At 53.2% G+C, this 18,647-nt stretch carries 19 protein-coding genes; 14 read left to right on the forward strand and 5 right to left on the reverse strand.

The annotated features are described in order from the left end of the window. Nucleotides 1-32 precede the first annotated feature (32 nt). A complete protein-coding gene (locus tag A8990_RS12155) occupies nucleotides 33-1,325 on the forward strand; it encodes a Gfo/Idh/MocA family oxidoreductase (protein WP_116189301.1) in 1,293 nt (430 codons plus the stop codon). Beyond that, a complete protein-coding gene (locus tag A8990_RS12160) occupies nucleotides 1,322-1,984 on the forward strand; it encodes an HAD family hydrolase (protein WP_116189302.1) in 663 nt (220 codons plus the stop codon). The genes A8990_RS12155 and A8990_RS12160 overlap by 4 nt, the downstream gene beginning before the upstream one ends. 55 nt (nucleotides 1,985-2,039) lie before the next feature. On the opposite strand, the gene A8990_RS12165 is transcribed toward A8990_RS12160, so the two are convergent. Both A8990_RS12165 and A8990_RS12170 read right to left on the reverse strand, forming a co-directional pair. After that, on the reverse strand, nucleotides 2,040-2,975 hold the full coding sequence (locus A8990_RS12165; protein ID WP_116189391.1) for an SPFH domain-containing protein: 936 nt from the start codon (nucleotides 2,973-2,975) through the stop codon (nucleotides 2,040-2,042). Nucleotides 2,976-2,981: 6 nt separating this feature from the next. Beyond that, a complete protein-coding gene (locus A8990_RS12170; RefSeq protein ID WP_116189303.1) occupies nucleotides 2,982-3,407 on the reverse strand; it encodes an NfeD family protein in 426 nt (141 codons plus the stop codon). Nucleotides 3,408-3,545: 138 nt separating this feature from the next. On the opposite strand from A8990_RS12170, the gene A8990_RS12175 reads away from it, so the two are divergent. The 4 genes from A8990_RS12175 (at nucleotide 3,546) to A8990_RS12190 (ending at nucleotide 6,056) form a co-directional block, all read left to right on the forward strand. After that, a complete protein-coding gene (locus tag A8990_RS12175) occupies nucleotides 3,546-3,962 on the forward strand; it encodes an S-layer homology domain-containing protein (protein ID WP_116189392.1) in 417 nt (138 codons plus the stop codon). Nucleotides 3,963-4,032: 70 nt separating this feature from the next. Further along, nucleotides 4,033-4,305, forward strand: coding sequence for a hypothetical protein (locus A8990_RS32100; protein WP_245995977.1), 273 nt, complete (start codon nucleotides 4,033-4,035; stop codon nucleotides 4,303-4,305). A gap of 268 nt (nucleotides 4,306-4,573) precedes the next feature. Continuing rightward, complete coding sequence (locus A8990_RS12185) at nucleotides 4,574-4,945, forward strand: iron chaperone (RefSeq protein WP_116189304.1); 372 nt, start codon at nucleotides 4,574-4,576, stop codon at nucleotides 4,943-4,945. A gap of 37 nt (nucleotides 4,946-4,982) precedes the next feature. Continuing rightward, on the forward strand, nucleotides 4,983-6,056 hold the full coding sequence (locus A8990_RS12190; protein ID WP_245995978.1) for a permease: 1,074 nt from the start codon (nucleotides 4,983-4,985) through the stop codon (nucleotides 6,054-6,056). 64 nt (nucleotides 6,057-6,120) lie between these two features. Here A8990_RS12190 and A8990_RS12195 read toward each other — a convergent pair whose 3' ends face one another. Further along, entirely contained in the window at nucleotides 6,121-6,594 is a 474-nt protein-coding gene (locus A8990_RS12195) for a DUF4830 domain-containing protein (RefSeq protein ID WP_116189306.1), read from the reverse strand. A gap of 112 nt (nucleotides 6,595-6,706) precedes the next feature. Between A8990_RS12195 and A8990_RS12200 the strand changes: the two genes are divergently transcribed. Together A8990_RS12200 and A8990_RS12205 are read left to right on the forward strand one after the other, a co-directional pair. Continuing rightward, nucleotides 6,707-7,258, forward strand: a complete 552-nt coding sequence (locus A8990_RS12200; RefSeq protein ID WP_116189307.1) for an MOSC domain-containing protein — start codon at nucleotides 6,707-6,709, stop codon at nucleotides 7,256-7,258. Between the two features lie 61 nt (nucleotides 7,259-7,319). Further along, nucleotides 7,320-8,399 carry a mandelate racemase/muconate lactonizing enzyme family protein gene (locus A8990_RS12205; RefSeq protein WP_181909536.1) on the forward strand — a complete coding sequence of 360 codons (1,080 nt, stop codon included), beginning with the start codon at nucleotides 7,320-7,322 and terminating at the stop codon, nucleotides 8,397-8,399. Between the two features lie 331 nt (nucleotides 8,400-8,730). Here the strand turns inward: A8990_RS12205 and A8990_RS12210 are convergent, their stop codons facing one another. Further along, nucleotides 8,731-9,837, reverse strand: a complete 1,107-nt coding sequence (locus tag A8990_RS12210; protein WP_116189309.1) for a CobW family GTP-binding protein — start codon at nucleotides 9,835-9,837, stop codon at nucleotides 8,731-8,733. Between the two features lie 156 nt (nucleotides 9,838-9,993). Here A8990_RS12210 and A8990_RS12215 point away from each other — a divergent pair, with 156 nt between their 5' ends. The 3 genes from A8990_RS12215 (at nucleotide 9,994) to A8990_RS12225 (ending at nucleotide 12,376) form a co-directional block, all read left to right on the forward strand. Further along, the gene (locus A8990_RS12215) at nucleotides 9,994-11,049 is read left to right on the forward strand and encodes a CobW family GTP-binding protein (protein WP_116189310.1); all 1,056 of its coding nucleotides are present in this window, start codon (nucleotides 9,994-9,996) and stop codon (nucleotides 11,047-11,049) included. A gap of 76 nt (nucleotides 11,050-11,125) precedes the next feature. Beyond that, on the forward strand, nucleotides 11,126-11,647 hold the full coding sequence (locus tag A8990_RS12220; RefSeq protein ID WP_116189311.1) for a hypothetical protein: 522 nt from the start codon (nucleotides 11,126-11,128) through the stop codon (nucleotides 11,645-11,647). 159 nt (nucleotides 11,648-11,806) lie between these two features. Beyond that, the gene (locus tag A8990_RS12225) at nucleotides 11,807-12,376 is read left to right on the forward strand and encodes a hypothetical protein (RefSeq protein ID WP_147306801.1); all 570 of its coding nucleotides are present in this window, start codon (nucleotides 11,807-11,809) and stop codon (nucleotides 12,374-12,376) included. Between the two features lie 544 nt (nucleotides 12,377-12,920). On the opposite strand, the gene A8990_RS12230 is transcribed toward A8990_RS12225, so the two are convergent. Then, a complete protein-coding gene (locus A8990_RS12230; protein ID WP_116189313.1) occupies nucleotides 12,921-14,036 on the reverse strand; it encodes an undecaprenyldiphospho-muramoylpentapeptide beta-N-acetylglucosaminyltransferase in 1,116 nt (371 codons plus the stop codon). A 179-nt stretch (nucleotides 14,037-14,215) separates the two neighbouring features. Here A8990_RS12230 and A8990_RS12235 point away from each other — a divergent pair, with 179 nt between their 5' ends. From A8990_RS12235 to A8990_RS12245, 3 genes are all read left to right on the forward strand, one after another. Next, complete coding sequence (locus A8990_RS12235) at nucleotides 14,216-15,250, forward strand: ABC transporter substrate-binding protein (protein WP_245995979.1); 1,035 nt, start codon at nucleotides 14,216-14,218, stop codon at nucleotides 15,248-15,250. Between the two features lie 144 nt (nucleotides 15,251-15,394). After that, nucleotides 15,395-17,170, forward strand: coding sequence for a sensor histidine kinase (locus tag A8990_RS12240; RefSeq protein ID WP_181909537.1), 1,776 nt, complete (start codon nucleotides 15,395-15,397; stop codon nucleotides 17,168-17,170). Beyond that, nucleotides 17,163-18,599: a response regulator transcription factor gene (locus A8990_RS12245; protein WP_181909538.1), complete on the forward strand. Its 1,437-nt coding sequence runs from the start codon at nucleotides 17,163-17,165 to the stop codon at nucleotides 18,597-18,599. Before A8990_RS12240 ends, A8990_RS12245 begins: the two co-directional genes overlap by 8 nt. Nucleotides 18,600-18,647 lie beyond the last annotated feature (48 nt).

Below are 18,647 nucleotides of genomic sequence, written 5' to 3' on the forward strand. Positions count from 1 at the left end.
TTGCCATATCAGGATAGTTCAGGAGGCATGCGATGAGTAACAAGAAAAAGTATGTCATTGTGGGTGCCGGAGGAAGAGCAGAGTTCTTCTACGGTGCAATTGCAACGGATTACAAGCATACGTCCGAGCTGCTTGCCTTCTGTGACGTGAATCAAACCCGGATGAATTATGCCAATAAGCTGTTGGGGGAAAAATACGGCTCGACGGCTGTCCGTACCTACAAGTCAGATCAATTCGATCAGATGATTGAAGCCGAGAAGCCGGATGCAGTCATCGTAACAAGCATCGACCGAACGCATCATCTCTATATCATTCGTGCGATGGAGCTGGCCTGCGATGTCATAACGGAGAAGCCGATGACGGTGGACGAGAACAAGTGCCAGGATATCCTGGATGCTGTCGAGCGTACCGGCCGGCAAGTACGAGTCGCATTCAATTATCGCTATGCACCGCATCATACGAAGGCGCGCGAGCTGATTGAGGACGGCGCAATCGGCAAGATCATCTCGGTTCACTTCGAATGGATGCTGGACACGCGCCACGGGGCAGACTACTTCCGCAGATGGCATCGCGATAAGCGTAACAGCGGCGGGCTGCTGGTCCACAAGTCGACGCATCACTTCGACCTGGTGAACTTCTGGATCGGTGCGCAGCCGGAGACGGTATTCGCATTCGGGAATCTGGCCTTCTATGGAAGGGAGAATGCGGAAGGGCGCGGCGTTACGGGCTTCTACGACCGCGGCACGGGCAATCCGGCCGCGAAGGAAGATCCGTTCTCGCTGCAGCTAGATGAGAATGAACACTTGAAGCACATGTACTTGGATGCCGAGCATGAGGATGGCTATAAGCGGGATCAGAGCGTATTCGGGGATGGCATCAGCATCGAGGATTCGATGGGGGTTATAGTCCGCTACGACAATCATGCGATTCTGACCTATTCCTTGAATGCGTTCCTGCCCTATGAAGGCTACCGGATTGCTTTCAATGGAAGTAAAGGACGCATCGAGATGGAGATTCTGGAGAAGACTTACATCAACTCCGGCGGTAATAAAGCGGATGAAGGCGCATTGGAAACACAGTCGATTAAAGTATTCCCGATGTTTAAGATGCCATACGAGGTGCAAGTGGAGGACGGCGACGGCGGTCATGGCGGCGGCGATCCGGTGCTGCTTCGCGACCTGTTCGGCGAGCCTGCGGAGGACCGCTTTAAACGGGCGGCCAACCACATCGACGGAGCACGTTCGATTCTAACCGGCATCGCAGCGAATCAATCGATCCGCACGGGTCAGCCGGTACGCGTGAAAGATTTGGTCACGTTCAAATGATGAAGGGCCGCGCGGTTATTTTCGATATGGACGGAACGTTGTTTCAAACCAATACTGTATTGGAGCTGGCGCTCGAAGATACGTTTGGTGATTTAAGCACTATTGGCGAATGGGCGGGAGAGACGCCGACTGAAACCTACCGTGAAATAATGGGAGTTCCTCTGCAGGTCGTATGGGAGACACTGCTTCCGGATCGTTCGGACGCGGTGAGGCAGCGCGCCAACGAGGTTTTCCATGAAAGTCTGATTGCTTACATTGGGAAGGGCAGGGGAGCTCTATATCCGCATGCGCGCGAGGCTCTCGAATTTCTGGCAGAGGCTGGCTGCTCGATCTTCATTGCAAGCAATGGAGCACTTGATTATTTGAATGCAATCGTGAGCTATTACAGGCTGGATCGGTGGATAACAGAGACGTTCAGCATTCAGCAGATTGAATCGGATGAGAAGGCGGACCTAGTCAGCCTTATATTGAAGAAATTCCCGCATGAGGCCGCTGTTGTTGTGGGCGATCGAATTATCGATATTCATGCCGCGAGAGCCAATGGCTTGCCGGCCATCGGCTGCCGGTTCGACTTTTCCCAAGAGGAAGAGCTGGCACTGGCGGATATCGTTATTGATGATTTGCTGGAATTGAAGCTGATTACACAGGTGTTAGCCTAGAAGCCTTGAGAAGCCTAGAGATAAGTAAAGGGAGGTCCCTCGGGACCTCCCTTTACTATTTCGGATTCGTAATATCGAAGATCTTGCCGATCATCCCGGCGGAGCCTAGCGCGTTCACGGCGTCGGTCGGAATAAAGATCGTCGTTGCCCGGCCTTCCGCCATCTGCCCGAGCGCTTCAAAAGATTTATAAGCCAAGATTTGCGCATCCAGCCCAGCCGCCTTGATGGCTTCGATCCGCGCGCGCTCCGCTTCGGCGACATGCTTGATCGCTTCCGCTTTGCCTCGCGCCTCCAGCTCCTGCGCTCTCTGCTTCGCTTCCGCATCGAGAATTTGCCGCTGCTTCTCGGCTTCAGCAGCAAGAACAACCGCTTGCCGCTGCGCTTCCGCGCGCAGGACGGTCGATTGCTTATCGCCCTCCGCCTGCAGAATAATGGCGCGCTTCTCGCGCTCTGCCCGCATCTGCTTCTCCATCGAGTTCTGGATATCCGAAGGGATGGCTAACTGCAGCACTTCGACGCGTTCAATACGGACGCCCCAGTTCTCCGATGCCTGGTCGAGCACCATTCGCAGGTCCGTCTGGATGCGGTCGCGGTTGGAGAGGATTTCGTCGAGCTCCATTTTACCAATCGTCGCCCGAAGTGCAGAGGCCACAATGTTATGTATGCCGCCTACATAGTTCGCAATCCCATAAGTCGCCAGCTTCGCATCGATCACACTGAAGAATGTGGCCAGCTCCACGCCGATCGCAACGTTATCCTTCGTAATGACGGATTGGGAAGGGACTGTTTCCTGATGAATACGAAGATCGTGGCGCGCACGGACTTTGTCGATGACCGGAATGATCAGATTCACCCCGGCATTAAGTGTCTTATTGTACTTGCCAAGCCTCTCCACGATAGCTACCGTTTGCTGCGGAATAATGCGAATCCCTTTGATAACAATAGCTGCAACGACTGCTAGGATTACGATAAATACAATAATGCCAACCAATTGCATCTACTCCTTTGTTACGGATAGTTTGGTTACGTGCACTTCTCTGACGATTACTTTCGTTCCCTCATCGAGCTTCTCATTCGATACGGCGGACCAAATCTCTCCATGCACTTTGACTAGCCCGGCTTCTTCAGGCGTGATGGTCTGAATGACGAACGCTTCTTGTCCCACCAAATACTCGGTGCTTTGCCTCAGCAGTGTCTTTGATGTGGACGGAACCAGCTTGCGCAGGAGAGGCAGCAAAAACATGTACAGCAGAGCAATCGCAAAGACAAACGTGAAGCATTGCACCAATAGCGGGAGACCGGACAGTGCGACAAAGATAGCGATGACGGATGCGACAGCCAACAGCAAAAAATAAAACGTCCCCGTATGCAGCTCAATGAGCACAAGCGCGGCAGCGAGCACCAGCCAAGCGATGGCGTACATAAAGTCCCTCCTTCTTGGAGTGTCCCTTTCTATTTCTATGTGGGGAATAGTAGAACAGAACCGTCCGTTTGTAACAGGTTTGTTGATTTTTGGTCATAACCTACTTCTCCTACTAAAAGACTAGTAGATAACGCGTAAATGAATATGGTGCTGTTGAACCGCAGCGTCATCAGCGGCTATCCGGATGGGAAATTCCGTCCAGAGCGGGTCGTTACGCGCGCTGCGTTCGCGAAGATTATGGTGCTTGCCGCTGGACTGAATCCGGTAAAGGTAAGCAAAACATCCTTCTCCGACATCAAGCCGTCGGACTGGGAAGCGCCTTTCGTGGAAGCGGCCAAGTCGTACTTGAATGGCTACAAGCAAGCGAATGGCAAGCTGGTGTTCAAACCGGATGCGCCAGCAACACGTGAAGATGTAGCGGTAGCTATCGTAAAGCTGAAAGGCTACAACAAGACGAAGCTGCCTGACCGCACAATTATTCAAGCGATGTTCAAGGACTACAATTTCGATTTCCGCCTATGCCAAGGATTATGTCGCGCTTGCTGTCGAGAATAACCTCGTCTCGGGCTTCCCGGACGAAACGTTCCGCGCGCAGCAGCCCGTTACTCGCGCACAAGCTGCGTCGATGCTATGGCGTTCGTACCAATATGGCGATGAGAACAAGTCCGATGATGCAGAAGAGGTCGTTGAATTCGACGACAGCGATGTTAATTCTGGAGCACCAGATGATAGCGTGGACACCGAGCAACCGACGGATAACGACGGTCAAGGGTACTCGATCACGGTTAAAGTCGTGGATGCGAACGGCAATGCCGTCAATACAGGTCGATTCCCGGATTTCGCTCCAAACAGCTACGAATACCGGTGGTTATTGGCCGGCGACGGATGCAAACGGTAACTTCAAACTGAATGATATCGCGCCTAGTACATACACGCTCCTAGTCGGGGACCCCGAACCAGCCTGTAGCTTCAGCCGAGCTGGAAGTGACGGACGGGAACGTATCGGGGCTAGTTGTCCAAGCGGGGTAGCAATATAGGGTGAGCAGGGTTCGTACCTGCTCGCCTTTTTTATTTGAAACGGAGCAGTACGATTGGAGAGGAATGAGGTAAACTAGTAACGGGCAGCATTGTGGAATAGAATGATTTTAAGAGGAGGCAAATGCAGCATGGAGGTTTTTGCAGAGTACTTGGCGGGGATTGACCACCCTGACCATCGGGCGAGGGCGGAAGAGGTACTGCAGTGGGTTTGCGAGAAGTTTCCCGAGTTAAAGCCGATCATTGCATGGAACCAGCCGATGTTTACGGATCACGATACATACATAATCGGGTTTAGCGTAGCCAAGCAGCATCTGGCGGTCGCCCCCGAAAGAGCGGGTATGATTCATTTTGCAGACGATATTAAGCAGGCCGGCCATGATCACACGAACCTGTTGGTGCGGTACAAATGGAACAGTCCGGTGGATTACGAGTTACTGGAGAGAATGATCGCGTTTAATATAGAGGATAAGGCGGATTGTTCTACCTTTTGGCGGAAGTAAGGCAAGAACATCGCTCGAATAGATGGAGGTAGTCAGGTTGCAAGAGAATAGTTGGGATTCGCGGCAGGAACCGCGAGTAGTTCGAGCGGTTATAATGGTAGCGGTGTTTCTGCTGCTTGCGGCGTCTGGACTTATGTATGTGAAATGGTGGCCGTATTTCTATAAAGCGCTCACCGCAGCAAACACGGGCTCTATCGGCAAATCCATACTCGGCGATCCGTCCGCACACATGGGCGCTCCGACGTGGGACGATGCCGTTGGTTACGCGAAGCTGTATTTTAAATCGGTATGGAAGGCAGCTGTATTGGGAATTCTGCTAGGCTCGCTCGTGCAGGTGCTGATTCCGACGCGCTGGTTGCAGCGTGTCCTGGGCAAATCGAATTTTGCCAGCGTGGTATGCGGCGGGGCAGCTGCGCTTCCGGGCATGATGTGCACCTGTTGTGCGGCTCCGATCGCTGTTGGCCTGCGGCGTAGAAACGCATCCGTCGGTGCGGCGCTGGCGTTCTGGATCGGGAATCCGCTGCTCAACCCCGCAACGCTCGTGTTTATGGCGTTTGTATTATCGTGGAAGTTCGTCGTCCTGCGGATTGCATTCGGCGCACTCTTAACATTCGGCATCGGATTTATCGCCAACCGAATCATGCGGGACCGTGATGCAGTCGTGCCGGAGCTGCCGCCAGCTGCAGCCGCAGCCGCACAGCTGGAATCGAGCTCCGCTCCGTTTCTAGAACGATGGCTCAGAAGCTTGTGGAGCCTGCTGCTGCATGTCGTGCCAGCTTACCTGATCGTCGTTCTTATGCTCGGCGCATTGAAGGTGTGGCTGTTCCCGATCTCGGTCGGTTCCGGCGTTGTCATGATTCTCCTGTTTGCATTGGCTGGAACGCTGTTCGTCATCCCGACGGCTGCGGAAATCCCGATCATCCAGTCCTTCCTGGCAGCCGGCATCGCAGTCGGTCCGACAACCGCGCTGCTCGTAACGCTTCCAGCGATCAGCTTGCCGTCGCTGCTGATGGTCATGCGCTCTTTTCCAAGGAAGATCCTGCTGCTCTTGTTCGGAGCGGTCATTGCCGGGGGCATCCTATGCGGAGTAGTTGGGGCGGTATGGATCTAAGCTAGTCAACCCGATACAACAATGTAAGAAAGGCAGCCGAGCAGGCTGCCTTTTCTACTTTCGCTTATTGCAACAATATCACTTTCTTATAAGCCTCTTTTTGACTCATCATGGGAACAATTGGACCAGTGGTGATCATATAAACGTCATCTTTCAATACGGATGTATTTAACGCCAGATAGCCGCCGATGACTTTCCCTTCACTTTCAAATAGATAACAGGAAACTTCATTATAATTTTGCAGGCTCTCGTTTAGTATATATTCGGTCTCAATCACATTTTTATTAATGTAAGGGTTGAGGTCCAATTGAACCTTTGCTTTTAACTCTTTTACACGGTCCATAGCTGCTGCCCCCAATCCGCCTTTACCATAATTCATTTCAAATTGAAATTGTCGAATCGTCCAACCATATTGTTCAATGAACTGTTTATGTGCGGCTGGGAAATGCTCAACTACTGCATCTGCTTCATTTGATTTACATCCAATAGCCAAACAACTCAATACAATTACGAGCAGCATTGCAAAAGCATTTCTCATGTTCTATGTCCTTCCCTCATGTCGTAAAAAGAACAAGTCTCGTATACTCATAATTATATACAAATTATGGACTGCATAGGTTAATAGATTATGTAGAGGAGTTGTTTCCAGAATGGAAAATATCATCGGAACAGTCGTATCCGTCAGCCGAAGCACAGCACATACGTTTAGCAAGCAACCCGTTGATGTCATCAAGCTGCTTGCCGGTCTAGGCGTGGAAGGCGATGCGCATATGGGCAAGACGGTGAAGCATCGTTCACGGGTCGCTCAAGACCCGAGTCAGCCGAATCTTCGGCAGATTCATCTGATTCATTCGGAGCTGTTTGATGAGGTGGGGAAAGCCGGCTTCCGCGTCGAGCCAGGGCAGATGGGCGAAAATATGACGACCCGAGGAATCCAGCTGCTTGGATTGCCCACAGGTACGAAGCTGTACATCGGTGAATCGGCGGTTGTTGAATTGACGGGACTGCGTAATCCTTGCGCGCAGATTGATCATTTTCAGAGCGGGCTGTTACAGGCGGTTCTGGACCGTGATGAGAACGGGAACCTGATTCGCAAAGCAGGTGTGATGGGCATTGTGCTGGCCGAGGGAGACGTTGCCCCGGGCGATGCGATCCGAATGGAGCTGCCACCGGAACCGTTCCGGCCACTCGAGCGCGTGTAACTTCTTAATTGTCCCATCCAGGAATAGGTTACATTATCTGGAATGTGGAGGGGCGGGAGCGGTGAAGATCACATCCGTGAAGACAAAGCTGATTTCAGTACCGTTTAAGGCCCCTATTCGTGTGTCGACATTATCTCTAGCGAAGCGAGATGCCATCATTGTTGAAGTCGAGACGGACGAAGGTGTTACCGGAATGGAGTATATCCCAGTCCTTGGCCGAGGAAGCGAAACGATCAAAGCGTGCATGGATCATGACATTGCTGATCTGCTAATTGGTGAGGATCCGTTGTACCGAAATAAGATTTGGGAGAAGCTCTGGTGGGCGCTCAACATGATTGGCCGCAAAGGCATTGCCATGTACGGTATTTCAGCTGTAGACGTTGCCCTGTGGGACTTGGCAGGTAAGCTTCAGAAGACATCCATACATAAGATGCTCGGGCCTTACACGAATCAAGTAAAAGTCTATGGAAGCGCAGGCTTTATGTCCTTATCGGAAGAGGAGCTTGTCGAGGAGGCAGAGGGCGTCGTTGCCCGGGGCTTTAAAGCATTCAAGATGAAAGCAGGGTTCCCGGATCTAAGAATAGATCTCAAACGCGTCACTGCTGTGAGGAAAGCTCTTGGCCCGGACATCGATATTATGGTGGATGTGAACCAGGGGCTGGATGTGCCAGCTGCTATCCAGTTCGGCAGAGAGCTGGAGAAGCTCGGTATCTACTGGTTTGAGGAGCCTGTCCCCGCGGACGATATGATCGGGCATGCGGAGGTTGCCAGAGCATTGGATATCCGAATCACGACAGGCGAGACGGAATATTCCAGGTACGGATTTCGTGAGTTGATCGACCGAAAAGCCGGAGATATTCTGATGATGAATCTCCGCGCAGGCGGCATAACTGAGGTGGTGCGTATTGCAAATATGGCCAGCGCACACCGCATATCCGTCACTCCTCATCTGGCTTGGGAGCTGCAGAACCAGATTTATGCCGCCATTACGAACGGGACCTACATTGAATATATGGACTGGTATGATGATTGGTTTGAGGACGTGCCGCAGATTAAGGACGGGATGGCAACCGTATGGGATCGCCCGGGGCACGGGTTGAAGTTTCGAGAAGAGATCGTGCGACAATATGCCGTCGAGTAGCTCCTTCTAGCAGAAATTCACGAGCGTGAGCATGTGCGTGTGCTTCCGCTTTTAAGCTAGGGTGGTTCTATGTATAGTGGACAAATCCAACGCAGAAGGGCGGTTTTGAGGGGAGCAGCGGTCTATATTTGAAAAATTTGAAAAATCCACTCTTTTCTGCTCAAAAGACGCCTAAATCGCCATTTCGCCCGAAAATGAATGGATAAATCCAACAAAGACAAGCAAATCCGGTAAAATCTCATCAATGGAGTGGATTTATCCATTATAGCTGCAGCTGACTCAAAGAAAAAAGGCGAGCCGAGTCACCACGACATGACCCCGCTCGCCTTCATTATTTGCGCACCGCCGATGCGGTGAAGCGCGTCCATTCCTGCATGATCCGGCTCTCATCGAGCTCGATGCCGATCATGACGAAGTACGGCTCGCCGACGTAGCTGCTCGGTGCCCATTCGATCCGTTTGCCGGCCAGCTGGAACAGCATCAGGCTGCCATCGCGGCCGAAAGGCATATACCCTTTGGCGCGCAAGCATGCGTTGCCGCGTCCGCTCACGAAGCTCTCGAATTGGCGGCGCGTCAGTCCGCCGACATCGGCGCCGGGGTAGATCGCCGCGGTGCGGATCCGCGCGAACGACGTGCCTGTGCCCGTCGCGGTCCCTGCTGCAGCGGTGCTGATCCGCGCACTCGCTGCGGCTGATCCGCTCGGGCCGCTCGGGCCAGGGGTGGCCGCCGGCACCGAGCTGGCGGCGATACGGCCGCCATTTGCCGCCGTCGCGCGCACGCCGGTTGCGACGGCCGGCTGCTTCCGGCCTGTCGCCTTCACGCCCTCGAACACGATCGCGGGATCGACCTCGCAGCGGATCGCCGGTACATAGCGGGCGGCGGGGTTGCGTTCCATCGCGAGCTGATGCACTTTGTCCGCCGTCCGGTTCGAGATGAGGTCGGCTTTGTTCGCGATGATCAGGTCCGCGACCTCAATCTGTTTGCGCAGCGTACGGATCAGCTCGCGATCCGATGAGAAAATGCTGTTATAATCAAGCGCATGCTCGGCATCCAGCACAGTGACGATCCGGTGCAGCTTTACTTTGCCGATGATGCCCGGTTCTGTAATCGCCTCCGCGATTTCCTCCGGGTTCGCAACGCCGGTCAGCTCCATAACAATAACGTCCGGCCGCATGAGCGCAAGCCGCTCCAAACAATTGGCCAGCTCGCTCTTCTTGCTGCAGCAGAGGCAGCCCTCCGTAATACGCTCCAGCATCTGATAAGCGGACTCGCTGCTGACGAGCGTGCCATCCACGTCCACGGCGCCGATTTCATTCATGAGCACCGATGACCGCATTCCGCTTGACTTCGCATGCTGCAGCAGCCTTAGCAGCAGAGTCGTTTTGCCGCTGCCCAGAAAGCCGCTCAATACGATTACTGGAATTGCTGTTTGTTCCATGATTGCGCGCTCACTCTCCCTCTAAGGTCCATTGCAAAGAAGAATATGCGGGAGGCGGTCAAAATAATACCCGAGCGGCCGGCAACTGTTAAATTCGTGAAAATAACGGTATAATTTTAGCCAGCCATTCTAAGTGTGAGAGGAAGAAATGAATTTATGCCAGTATCCAGTGAACATTCGATTCCGGTTCATCTTCTGTCCGGCTTTCTCGGCAGCGGCAAGACCACGCTGCTCAATCAAGTCGTAGACTACTATAAAGCGCAAGATGTGAAAGTCGCCATCATTATGAACGAGCTCGGCGACGTTAATTTGGACGGTCAATTCGTCGAGGGCGACGTGCCGATGGCGGAGATGCTGTCCGGCTGCATTTGCTGCACGATCCGGGGCGATCTCAGCATCGAGCTGAAGGAGCTCATCGACGAGCATCAGCCGGATGTCGTGCTCATCGAGTCGACGGGGGCTGCGAATCCGATGGAGATTATCGACGCGGTGACGGAGGCGACGCTGTTCATGCGCATCGACCTGCGGACGATCGCAACCGTCGTGGACGGTCCGGAGCTGCTGGAGCGCAGCCGCCGCGGAGGCAAGACATTCAAGCTGATGCAGGACCAGATCCGCTGCGCGACGGACCTGATCGTGAACAAGGCGGATAAGCTCGCGCCGGAAGAGCTTGTCGAGGTGCAGCAGCTCGTGCGGGAGCTGAACGCTTTTGCCCCGCTGACGGTAACGGTCCGCTGCGTGACGGACCTCAGTATCTTCGATCTTGCGGCTGCGCCGAAGGCGAGGCTGGACTTGGCGGCGGAGCGCTTTGATGACGAGTCCGGCGGCAAGCATGTTTGCGGCGCGAACTGCAATCATGATCATGATCATGATCATGACCACGATCATGACCACGATCACGCGCATGATGAGTATAGCTCGCACTCGCATGTAATGACGCTGACGCATTATTTTGCCGGACCGATTAACAGCCACGCCTTCGAGGAGCTTGTGCGCCGACTGCCGCAAGAGGTGTATCGGGCGAAAGGGATCGTTACCTTCACCGACACGAGCAGCCGTTTCCTGTTCCAATACGCCTACCGCGAGGTGGAGTTTATCCGCATCACGCCGCAGGGCGATGTGAACGATGTCGCGGTGTTCATTGGGGAGCATTTCTCGAAGGAAGCGCTCCAGCATGAGCTGGAAGAACTTGAGCAGAATCGGCTTGGATAAAAGGTTGCGCGAATGGGCATGCTACCGCTTGAACGGCTGGTTCTAATTTCCAGCCTTGGAAGGGAGCTGTTACATAGTGAAGAAACAACTACGCAAGCAACTTGTTGTGCTCGGCTCGGCAGCGGCATTGCTGCTCTCCGCAGTACCCGCTTATGCGGACCCTGTAAGCACAGCAACTCCGCCATCGGAGCAGCTGGAAGCGCAGCATGAGCAGGAGCGCAGCCACTGGCGCTTCTCGCATCATGGCAAAGGCGATCATGGCGCGAACCACGAGGCTCGCAAATTAAAGCATCTGAACGAAGCGGCAGCTTACTTCGGCATTAAGACCGAAGGCAAGTCGACCGAGCAGATTATTAAGGAACTCAAGGCGGCGCGTGAAGCTGATCCGGCCAAATGGGACAAGTTCAAAACCGAGATGAAAGCGAAGCGCCTTACCCATTTGCAGGAAGTTGCAAAAGGTCTTGGCATTAAGACGGAGGGCAAAACAGCGCATCAGCTGCGCGAGGAAATCCGTGCCAAATGCAAGGATAGCGCGAAGAAGAACAGCGGCAAAGGCGAGTCTAGCGCACCGTCGACACAGGCGCCTAGCAAGCAGTAGCCGTATATAGCTGTTTGAAGCAGCAGCTCGAGCATCGTGCTCGGGTTGCTGCTTTTTTGTATCTTTTTTATAGGGAAAGAGGGGGAATGAGAATGAACGAGAAGCGGCTGATTATCATTGATGGGATGCCTGGGTCGGGGAAAACGACGATGGCGACGCATGTTGCTGGGAACTGCAGGTGTGATGAACCGGTGCTATTTGGAGCTTGAGGAGAACCATCCGCTTATGCTGAGGGAGGTTGAGTATGAATCGCTGATAACCAACGAAGGGGCGGACAGGTTCATTGCGAAGCTCAAAGCTCGCTATGCGGCATTCGTGCAGGAGCGTCTAGAGGGGGAGGAGCGAGTCACGATTATCGAGAGTGTCATGATGCAGGATGTAATCAGCGTGGCGCATATGCTAGGTATGGATCTCGGCAAGCTGCGTCATTTGGCGCTGTCGCTGCAGCGTCTGTTGGAACCGCTGAATCCGCGGCTTATTTATTATTATCACGTGGATGTTGAAGGGCAGTGGCGGTTTATTTGCGGCATTCGCGGTAATGAGTGGGGCCCGGTTAAGCTGCACACGGATGAGGATTTTCGGGAAGCCGGCGAAGTGTGGTCGCGCAGCCAAGCCTTTGTTCGCGGTGTAATCGACGAGTGGATGATTCCGAAGCTGATCATCGAGAATCGCGATTACCGTTGGGTTGAGAATACGGAGCGGGTCGAGCTGCTTGTGGCGGAGCTCTAAGGAACTCCAACTACACTATTTGGACGAAATGTACGGTTGTGAGAAGCTAAGGAACTCAACGCACCTTATTTGCATGTTTTGTGAGGCATTTTTGGCTTATAGCACCAAATAGGCTTGCTGAGGTTCCTTAGAACGAAGGATAGGTGGAGAAATGGCAAATAAGCGATATCAGGTTCCTTAGCAAGAAGGTTCAGTGGCTAGGAGGTACACAGATGAGTATACGGAAGTGCAGGTTAGTGGGTCAAGACGGAGCAAGGAGCAAGTGATAACGGACCACAGAGTCGCTATTGAGCGAAAATCGGCTGCTCGCAAAATCTAACGGACACAGGCGTCGTTATTCCGGGGAAACCAGCCTTGCCCGGCCCCAAAATAGGCAAATAGCGACTGTGGGCTCCGTTACAAAAACTCGGGGCCCAAAAGTGTTCCAATAAGATCCATAAGGACCGTTAGAAAAGACGACCCGAGTGAGCCCAGCCCCCGGGCCTCACCAAACATACAAAAACGGCTGCCCTCACCGGGCAGCCGTCAACTATTCGCCACTCACTCACTCACTCACTCGCGCCGTCTGCTCAATCAGCGCGATCACCTGCTGCGTAGAGTCGCCTTGCTCGCTCTGCTGCATCTGCTTCTTGATCGCCTCGCGGCCCGCGTACACCTTGCCGAGCGACTGCAAGAACGTCGCATCGTCGAGCTCCTCCTCTTGCAGAACCTCGCAGAAACCCGCCTGGCGGAACGACTCCGCGTTCAGAATCTGGTCGCCGCGGCTCGCCGACTTCGAGAGCGGAATGAGCAGCATCGGCTTGCGGAGCGCCAGAAACTCGAAGATCGAGTTCGAGCCGGCGCGCGAGATGACGACATCCGCGCATGCGACCGCATTGGCAAGCTCATCGTGGATGTACTCGTACTGCCGATAACCCGGCGTCCCAATAAGCTTGCTGTCGATTTCGCCTTTGCCGCAGATGTGGATGATCTGATACGTCCGTGTCAGCTCCTCCACGTTGCGCCGGATCACATCGTTGATGCGCTGCGAGCCGAGGCTTCCGCCCATGATGAGCAGCACCGGCTTGCCCGGCGTGAACTTGCACCACTGGATCCCTTTATAGGCGCTGCCCTTGCGCAGATCGCTGCGAATAATCGGGCCGACGTGCATCGCTTTGTCGCCCTTGATATGCGCCGCCGTCTCCGCGAAGGTGATGCATATCCGTTTGGCGAACGGACCGGCTATCCGGTTGGCGAGGCCAGGCGTCAAATCCGACTCGTGGATGATGACCGGCACGCGGTTCAGCCAAGCGCCGAGCACGACGGGCACGGAGACGAAGCCGCCTTTGGAGAACAGCACATCCGGCTTCAGCCGGCGAATGAGCCGGAAAGCTTGATACACCCCTTTGACGACGCGGAAGGGGTCTTTGACATTCTCAAGATCGATATACCGGCGCAGCTTGCCGGTAGCGATGCCATAGTAATCGACATCAGACATCCTGCTGATCAGCTGTTTCTCGATACCGCTGCGCGAGCCAATATAGGACACTTTCCAGCCTTGCTCTATCATCGTTGGGATGATTGCTGTATTGACGGTCACATGTCCCGCTGAGCCGCCGCCGGTAAATAGAATATGGCGCGGCGCGTCCTGATGCGCGGGTGATGCGGGTTTTGTTGTCATGGTTCGATCTCCTTGATCGCAATCTTCTTAGACTTACATCTTAGAAACATTATGCGCTGACGCGGCGTTCATGCCAATTTATTTTTTGTGAAGAACTTGTGATATGGCTTGACTTTGATAATGAGATTCATTATCATTCTCAATGGACAAATTACTTATCGAACCAGGGGGCTAACATCTTGTTGCGTAAAACTGATCGTGTAAAGAAATTTAGTATCGTACTTATGAGTATCCTAGCCATAATGCTGGTGCTGTCCGCTTGCGGCAGCAACAATGCTAACAATAGCGGTAATGCTGCGAACAGCGGCAACGCAGCGAACTCGGGGACAGAGAACACAGGTACTGCAACGGACAACAGCGGCAATACAGCTTCGGACGAGCCGAAGACGGTTAAAGACGCGATGGGTCATGACGTTACAATTCCTGCTCACCCGCAGAAGATTCTTGCTTCCTACCTCGAAGATCCAGTTGTAACGCTTGGCGATAAGCCAGTGGCACAATGGTCCGTTGCGAACGGCATCCAAGATTACCTGGCACCGCAATTGAGCGGCGTTCCGACAATCGCATACGACCTTCCGGTCGAATCCGTACTTGGTTTTGCGCCTGACCTGATCATCATCGGTTCTGAATCTTCCGTTCAGAAAGGTCTGTACGAGCAATACGCGAAGATCGCTCCAACTTATGTGCTTGGCGATAAAGTAAACAACGACTGGCGCGAAACGCTGAAGACAATCGGCGGCCTGCTTGGCAAGAGCGAAGAAGCTGACAAAGCAATCGCGGACTACGACCTGAAGGCAGCTGACGCGAAAGCGAAGCTTGCAAGCTCCGTTGGCGGCAAATCCGCAGCTGTACTGTGGCTTGTAGCGAAGAACTTCTACCTTGTAGACGATACGAAGTCGAGCGGCGCGGTTCTGTACAAAGACCTTGGCCTGACGCCTCCGAACCTGGTATCGAACATCCCGGTTGAGGCCAAAGCTTCGTGGAACCCAGTTACAATGGAGAAGCTGGCTGAGCTGAACGCAGACTACATCTTCCTCGTGAACAGCGACAAGACAGATGCGGCTGAAACGTTGAAAAACCCGGTATGGCAGAACATTCCTGCCGTTAAGAACAAGCATGTAATCGAGCTCCCAGCTTCGAGCGCGTGGCTCTACTCCGGTAAAATTGCCGGCGAAATGATCATGGACGATGCCGTGAAGAACTTGACGAAATAATAGCAGCGCGCAGTTCTCGCGGGCTGACTATAGAGAGCGTAGTTCCTTCTTCGATAAACCGAAGAGGAGCTGCGCTCTTTTCTTTGAGCTACGCTCTTTATTTCTTTGTGCTATAATGAGGGCAAAAAAAGTAGGATGACTCGGGTGAACCTATTGCGCAAACTGCCGATACGCGGACAAATGTACTTGATTGCAGCTCTGACCGTAAGCGTTATCATTGTAATCCTGCTCTTTAACTATAGTCGAAGCGCGGCGTATCTGACGAAGAACAACGAGATGTACACGCGCGACATCTCCAGTCAACTGGAGCAGACGATTCTTTCGAACTATGACGTCATTAAGTGGATGACCTATAACGTTGCTTACAACCAGTCCATTCAAGATTATTTGCTCGACGAGGACAAGCTGTCCAAGTACCAACGGTTTCCCACGCTCAAGAACTTATTCATCAACTTATCAACGGTGAAGTCAGGCATTCTCGACTTTATTGTAAGCGGCAAGAACGGGGATTGGTTCTCGCTGCAGGGCTACTCCACGGAACAATTCGGCAATTTTATGCCGAAGCGGGCGGATTCGTATTTCTCGAACGTGAAAGAATGTCCCTCCGGCAGTATCATGCGGTATTGTTTTGCGGTAGGGACGAACATTTTCTCCAGCAATATTCATAAGCGCTATACGAGCGAGATCGGCCAGATTATCGTGCTGATCGATGCGACTACCCTTACCGGCGGCTATGATCTGAAGACGCTTCAGCCGGGTACGGCTGTGTATTTGCTCGACCGCGGCAATACGATCTTCATGAGCAACGAACGGGAGAAGATCGGCCAGCCGTTCGAGCTGCCGAAAGATGAGGTGAAGAGCGGGCTTGTCCGCATCGACGGGAAGCTGAATCATATTCAGATCAAGGACATTCCCCAGATTGGCGGCAAGTTCGTCCGCGTCATTCCGGATGACGTGTTCTTCCAGGACATCCGCAAGCTTCGCAAGCAGACGCTTATCGCGGTCGGTATCGGCGTTCTGCTGCTGATGATCCCGTTCCTGTTTATTTTGAACAATATGATTTTGCCGCTGCGCAAGCTTTATTATTACATGCGGATCAATCATCAGGACGACCTCAACAAACGCGTCGATCTGAGCGGCTCTGCGGAGGCGGAGGTCATCGGGACAAGGTACAATCAGATGCTCTCGAATGTGCAGGATTTGACGGACCAGCTTGTTGATTCAAAAGAGCGGCTGCTGACGTCGGAGATTGAGAAGAAGCGGGCGGAGTATGATTTTCTCAAGAGCCAAGTGAATCCGCATTTCCTCTACAATACGCTCGATACGATTCGCGGGCTTGCGTCGGAGCGCGGCGTGCCGGAGATTCGTGAGATGACGGGCGCTCTATCGCGCATCTTCCGCTACAGCATCAAAGGGAATGATGTCGTGCCGCTCTCGCAGGAGATTCGCATCGTGGAGGCGTATATGAACATTCAAGCGATCCGCTTCTCGCATCGGTTCGAGCTGAGCTGTCACGTTCCCGGGGAACTGATGCAGCTGAAAGTGCCGAAAATGATTTTGCAGCCGATTATTGAGAATGCGGTTTATCACGGGCTTGAGCCTCGCTACGAGAAAGGGAAGCTGACCGTAACCGCAATGCTGGACGAGAGCGGGCAGGATCTGATCATAACCATTCAGGACGATGGTGTTGGGATGAATGAGGAGCAGCTGGCGTGCATTCGGAAGCAGCTGGACCTTAGCAGAGAAGCGGCTGCGGCGAGCGAAGAAGGCAGTCATGGTGTTGGGCTCACGAATGTTCACAACCGGCTGCAGTATCTGTTTGAGCATCCTTACGGAATTGAGATTTGGAGCAAAGAGAAAGCGGGTACAACGGTAACCCTTCGCATACCTGTGCAGATGGAGATGAATGAGCATGTATAGAGCGATGATCGTAGATGATGAGCAGTGGGTTGTCAAAAATCTGCTGGACGCCGTGGAATGGACGCGCTACGGATTTGAAATTGTCGGCACGGAGACGAACAGTCACCGCGCGCTGCAGCTGATCAAGGAATTGCATCCGGATCTCGTATTTATTGATATTCGAATGCCGGAAATTAGCGGTCTTGAGCTGATCAAGCGATGCAATGAGCTGAAGCTCGATACACTCTTCATCGTTGTCAGCGGATTCGCGGAGTTTTCGTACGTGCAGAAATGCATGAACCTCGGGGCGCTCGGCTATTGCCTCAAGCCAATTGAAGAGGAGGAGATTATTCCGCTTCTCAAGAAGGCGAAGGACCGGCTCGATGACCGTTCCGCCAGAGACGTGCCGTCACTCATGGATTGGATAATGGAAGACAAGCAGGAGAGCGGCGAGCGAATTGGCAAGCTGCTGACGAATGCTGGCATGGATCCGGCGAGAGGCTTGCGTGCCGTAGCAGGGCTGGATGTGGAGGATGCGGAATTGCTGCGTCCGTTCCGTCAACTGAAGCTGAGTGCGGGAAGCGGCAAGGTGCTGTATGTAGCAGAGGAGACTGCTCCGGATTCGATCCATTCGCATCTGCTTGCGTATCGCGGGAAGTTTCGGGGCATCGGCATTAGTGCGCTTGTTCACGATGTGGCGCAGCTGCGCGAAGCAATTGAAGACGCAGAGATTGCGGCATTCCAATATTTTATTGCCGGTGGACCGGCCGTTTGTGTGGCCAACGCCAACAGCTGCAAGGGGTTCGGCGACTTCAAGCAGCTCACGACCGCTCTTTCGCAGACCAATATGTCGGAGCTCTTGGCGCTGTATGACCAGTATGCGGAATGGTTCCAGACTGGCGCTTACCAGATGAAGCATGTATTTTACTTATACAATACGGTTATGTCGACGATCATTCAGTCCCAGCAGGTTGAAGAGGAACTGCTCGCCAAATATTGGCTGGTCGATTATGAACGGCTCATCGAGCGGTACACGGATGTCGGCGATTTGATACAGGATTTGAAGCGGATGTCCGGCGCATACCTAGGCGGCCTCTACCATCAAGGTCAAATTCGCAGCGATTCGTTCAGCGCGGTGGTCGATTATGTGAACCGGAATTTCCATCAGAATCTGTCGCTGCAGATGCTCGCCGATGAGTTCTACATGAACCGAAACTATATCAGCCAGCTGTTCATCAAGCATGTAAGCCAATCGTTCACGGATTATTTGGCTGAGCTTCGGGTGCGCCATGCGTGCGAGCTGCTGCGGGGCAGCAATTTGCCGGTGCATCGGGTCGGGGAGCGGGCGGGTTATCCGGACGCTTACTATTTCAGCAAGATTTTCAAGAAGATTATAGGCAAGACGCCTCGAGAGTATCGGGCAGCGAATGATGCGGGAGTTAGAAAGTAATGGATTTGGTTATGCGTGGAAAATGTGCAAAAACGATTAATTGGACAA

This window comes from Paenibacillus taihuensis, from assembly GCF_003386535.1.
In the GTDB taxonomy this organism is placed as follows: domain Bacteria; phylum Bacillota; class Bacilli; order Paenibacillales; family Paenibacillaceae; genus Paenibacillus_Z; species Paenibacillus_Z taihuensis.

What these genes read in the sequence shown, in the direction of transcription:
- A8990_RS12155 (WP_116189301.1), top strand. Translation starts at nt 33, where the DNA reads ATGAGTAACAAGAAAAAGTATGTCATTGTGGGTGCCGGAGGAAGAGCA.
- A8990_RS12160 (WP_116189302.1), top strand. Translation starts at nt 1,322, where the DNA reads ATGATGAAGGGCCGCGCGGTTATTTTCGATATGGACGGAACGTTGTTT.
- A8990_RS12170 (WP_116189303.1), bottom strand. Translation starts at nt 3,407, where the DNA reads ATGTACGCCATCGCTTGGCTGGTGCTCGCTGCCGCGCTTGTGCTCATT.
- A8990_RS12175 (WP_116189392.1), top strand. Translation starts at nt 3,546, where the DNA reads ATGAATATGGTGCTGTTGAACCGCAGCGTCATCAGCGGCTATCCGGAT.
- A8990_RS32100 (WP_245995977.1), top strand. Translation starts at nt 4,033, where the DNA reads ATGCTATGGCGTTCGTACCAATATGGCGATGAGAACAAGTCCGATGAT.
- A8990_RS12185 (WP_116189304.1), top strand. Translation starts at nt 4,574, where the DNA reads ATGGAGGTTTTTGCAGAGTACTTGGCGGGGATTGACCACCCTGACCAT.
- A8990_RS12195 (WP_116189306.1), bottom strand. Translation starts at nt 6,594, where the DNA reads ATGAGAAATGCTTTTGCAATGCTGCTCGTAATTGTATTGAGTTGTTTG.
- A8990_RS12200 (WP_116189307.1), top strand. Translation starts at nt 6,707, where the DNA reads ATGGAAAATATCATCGGAACAGTCGTATCCGTCAGCCGAAGCACAGCA.
- A8990_RS12210 (WP_116189309.1), bottom strand. Translation starts at nt 9,837, where the DNA reads ATGGAACAAACAGCAATTCCAGTAATCGTATTGAGCGGCTTTCTGGGC.
- A8990_RS12215 (WP_116189310.1), top strand. Translation starts at nt 9,994, where the DNA reads ATGCCAGTATCCAGTGAACATTCGATTCCGGTTCATCTTCTGTCCGGC.
- A8990_RS12225 (WP_147306801.1), top strand. Translation starts at nt 11,807, where the DNA reads ATGTTGCTGGGAACTGCAGGTGTGATGAACCGGTGCTATTTGGAGCTT.
- A8990_RS12230 (WP_116189313.1), bottom strand. Translation starts at nt 14,036, where the DNA reads ATGACAACAAAACCCGCATCACCCGCGCATCAGGACGCGCCGCGCCAT.
- A8990_RS12245 (WP_181909538.1), top strand. Translation starts at nt 17,163, where the DNA reads ATGTATAGAGCGATGATCGTAGATGATGAGCAGTGGGTTGTCAAAAAT.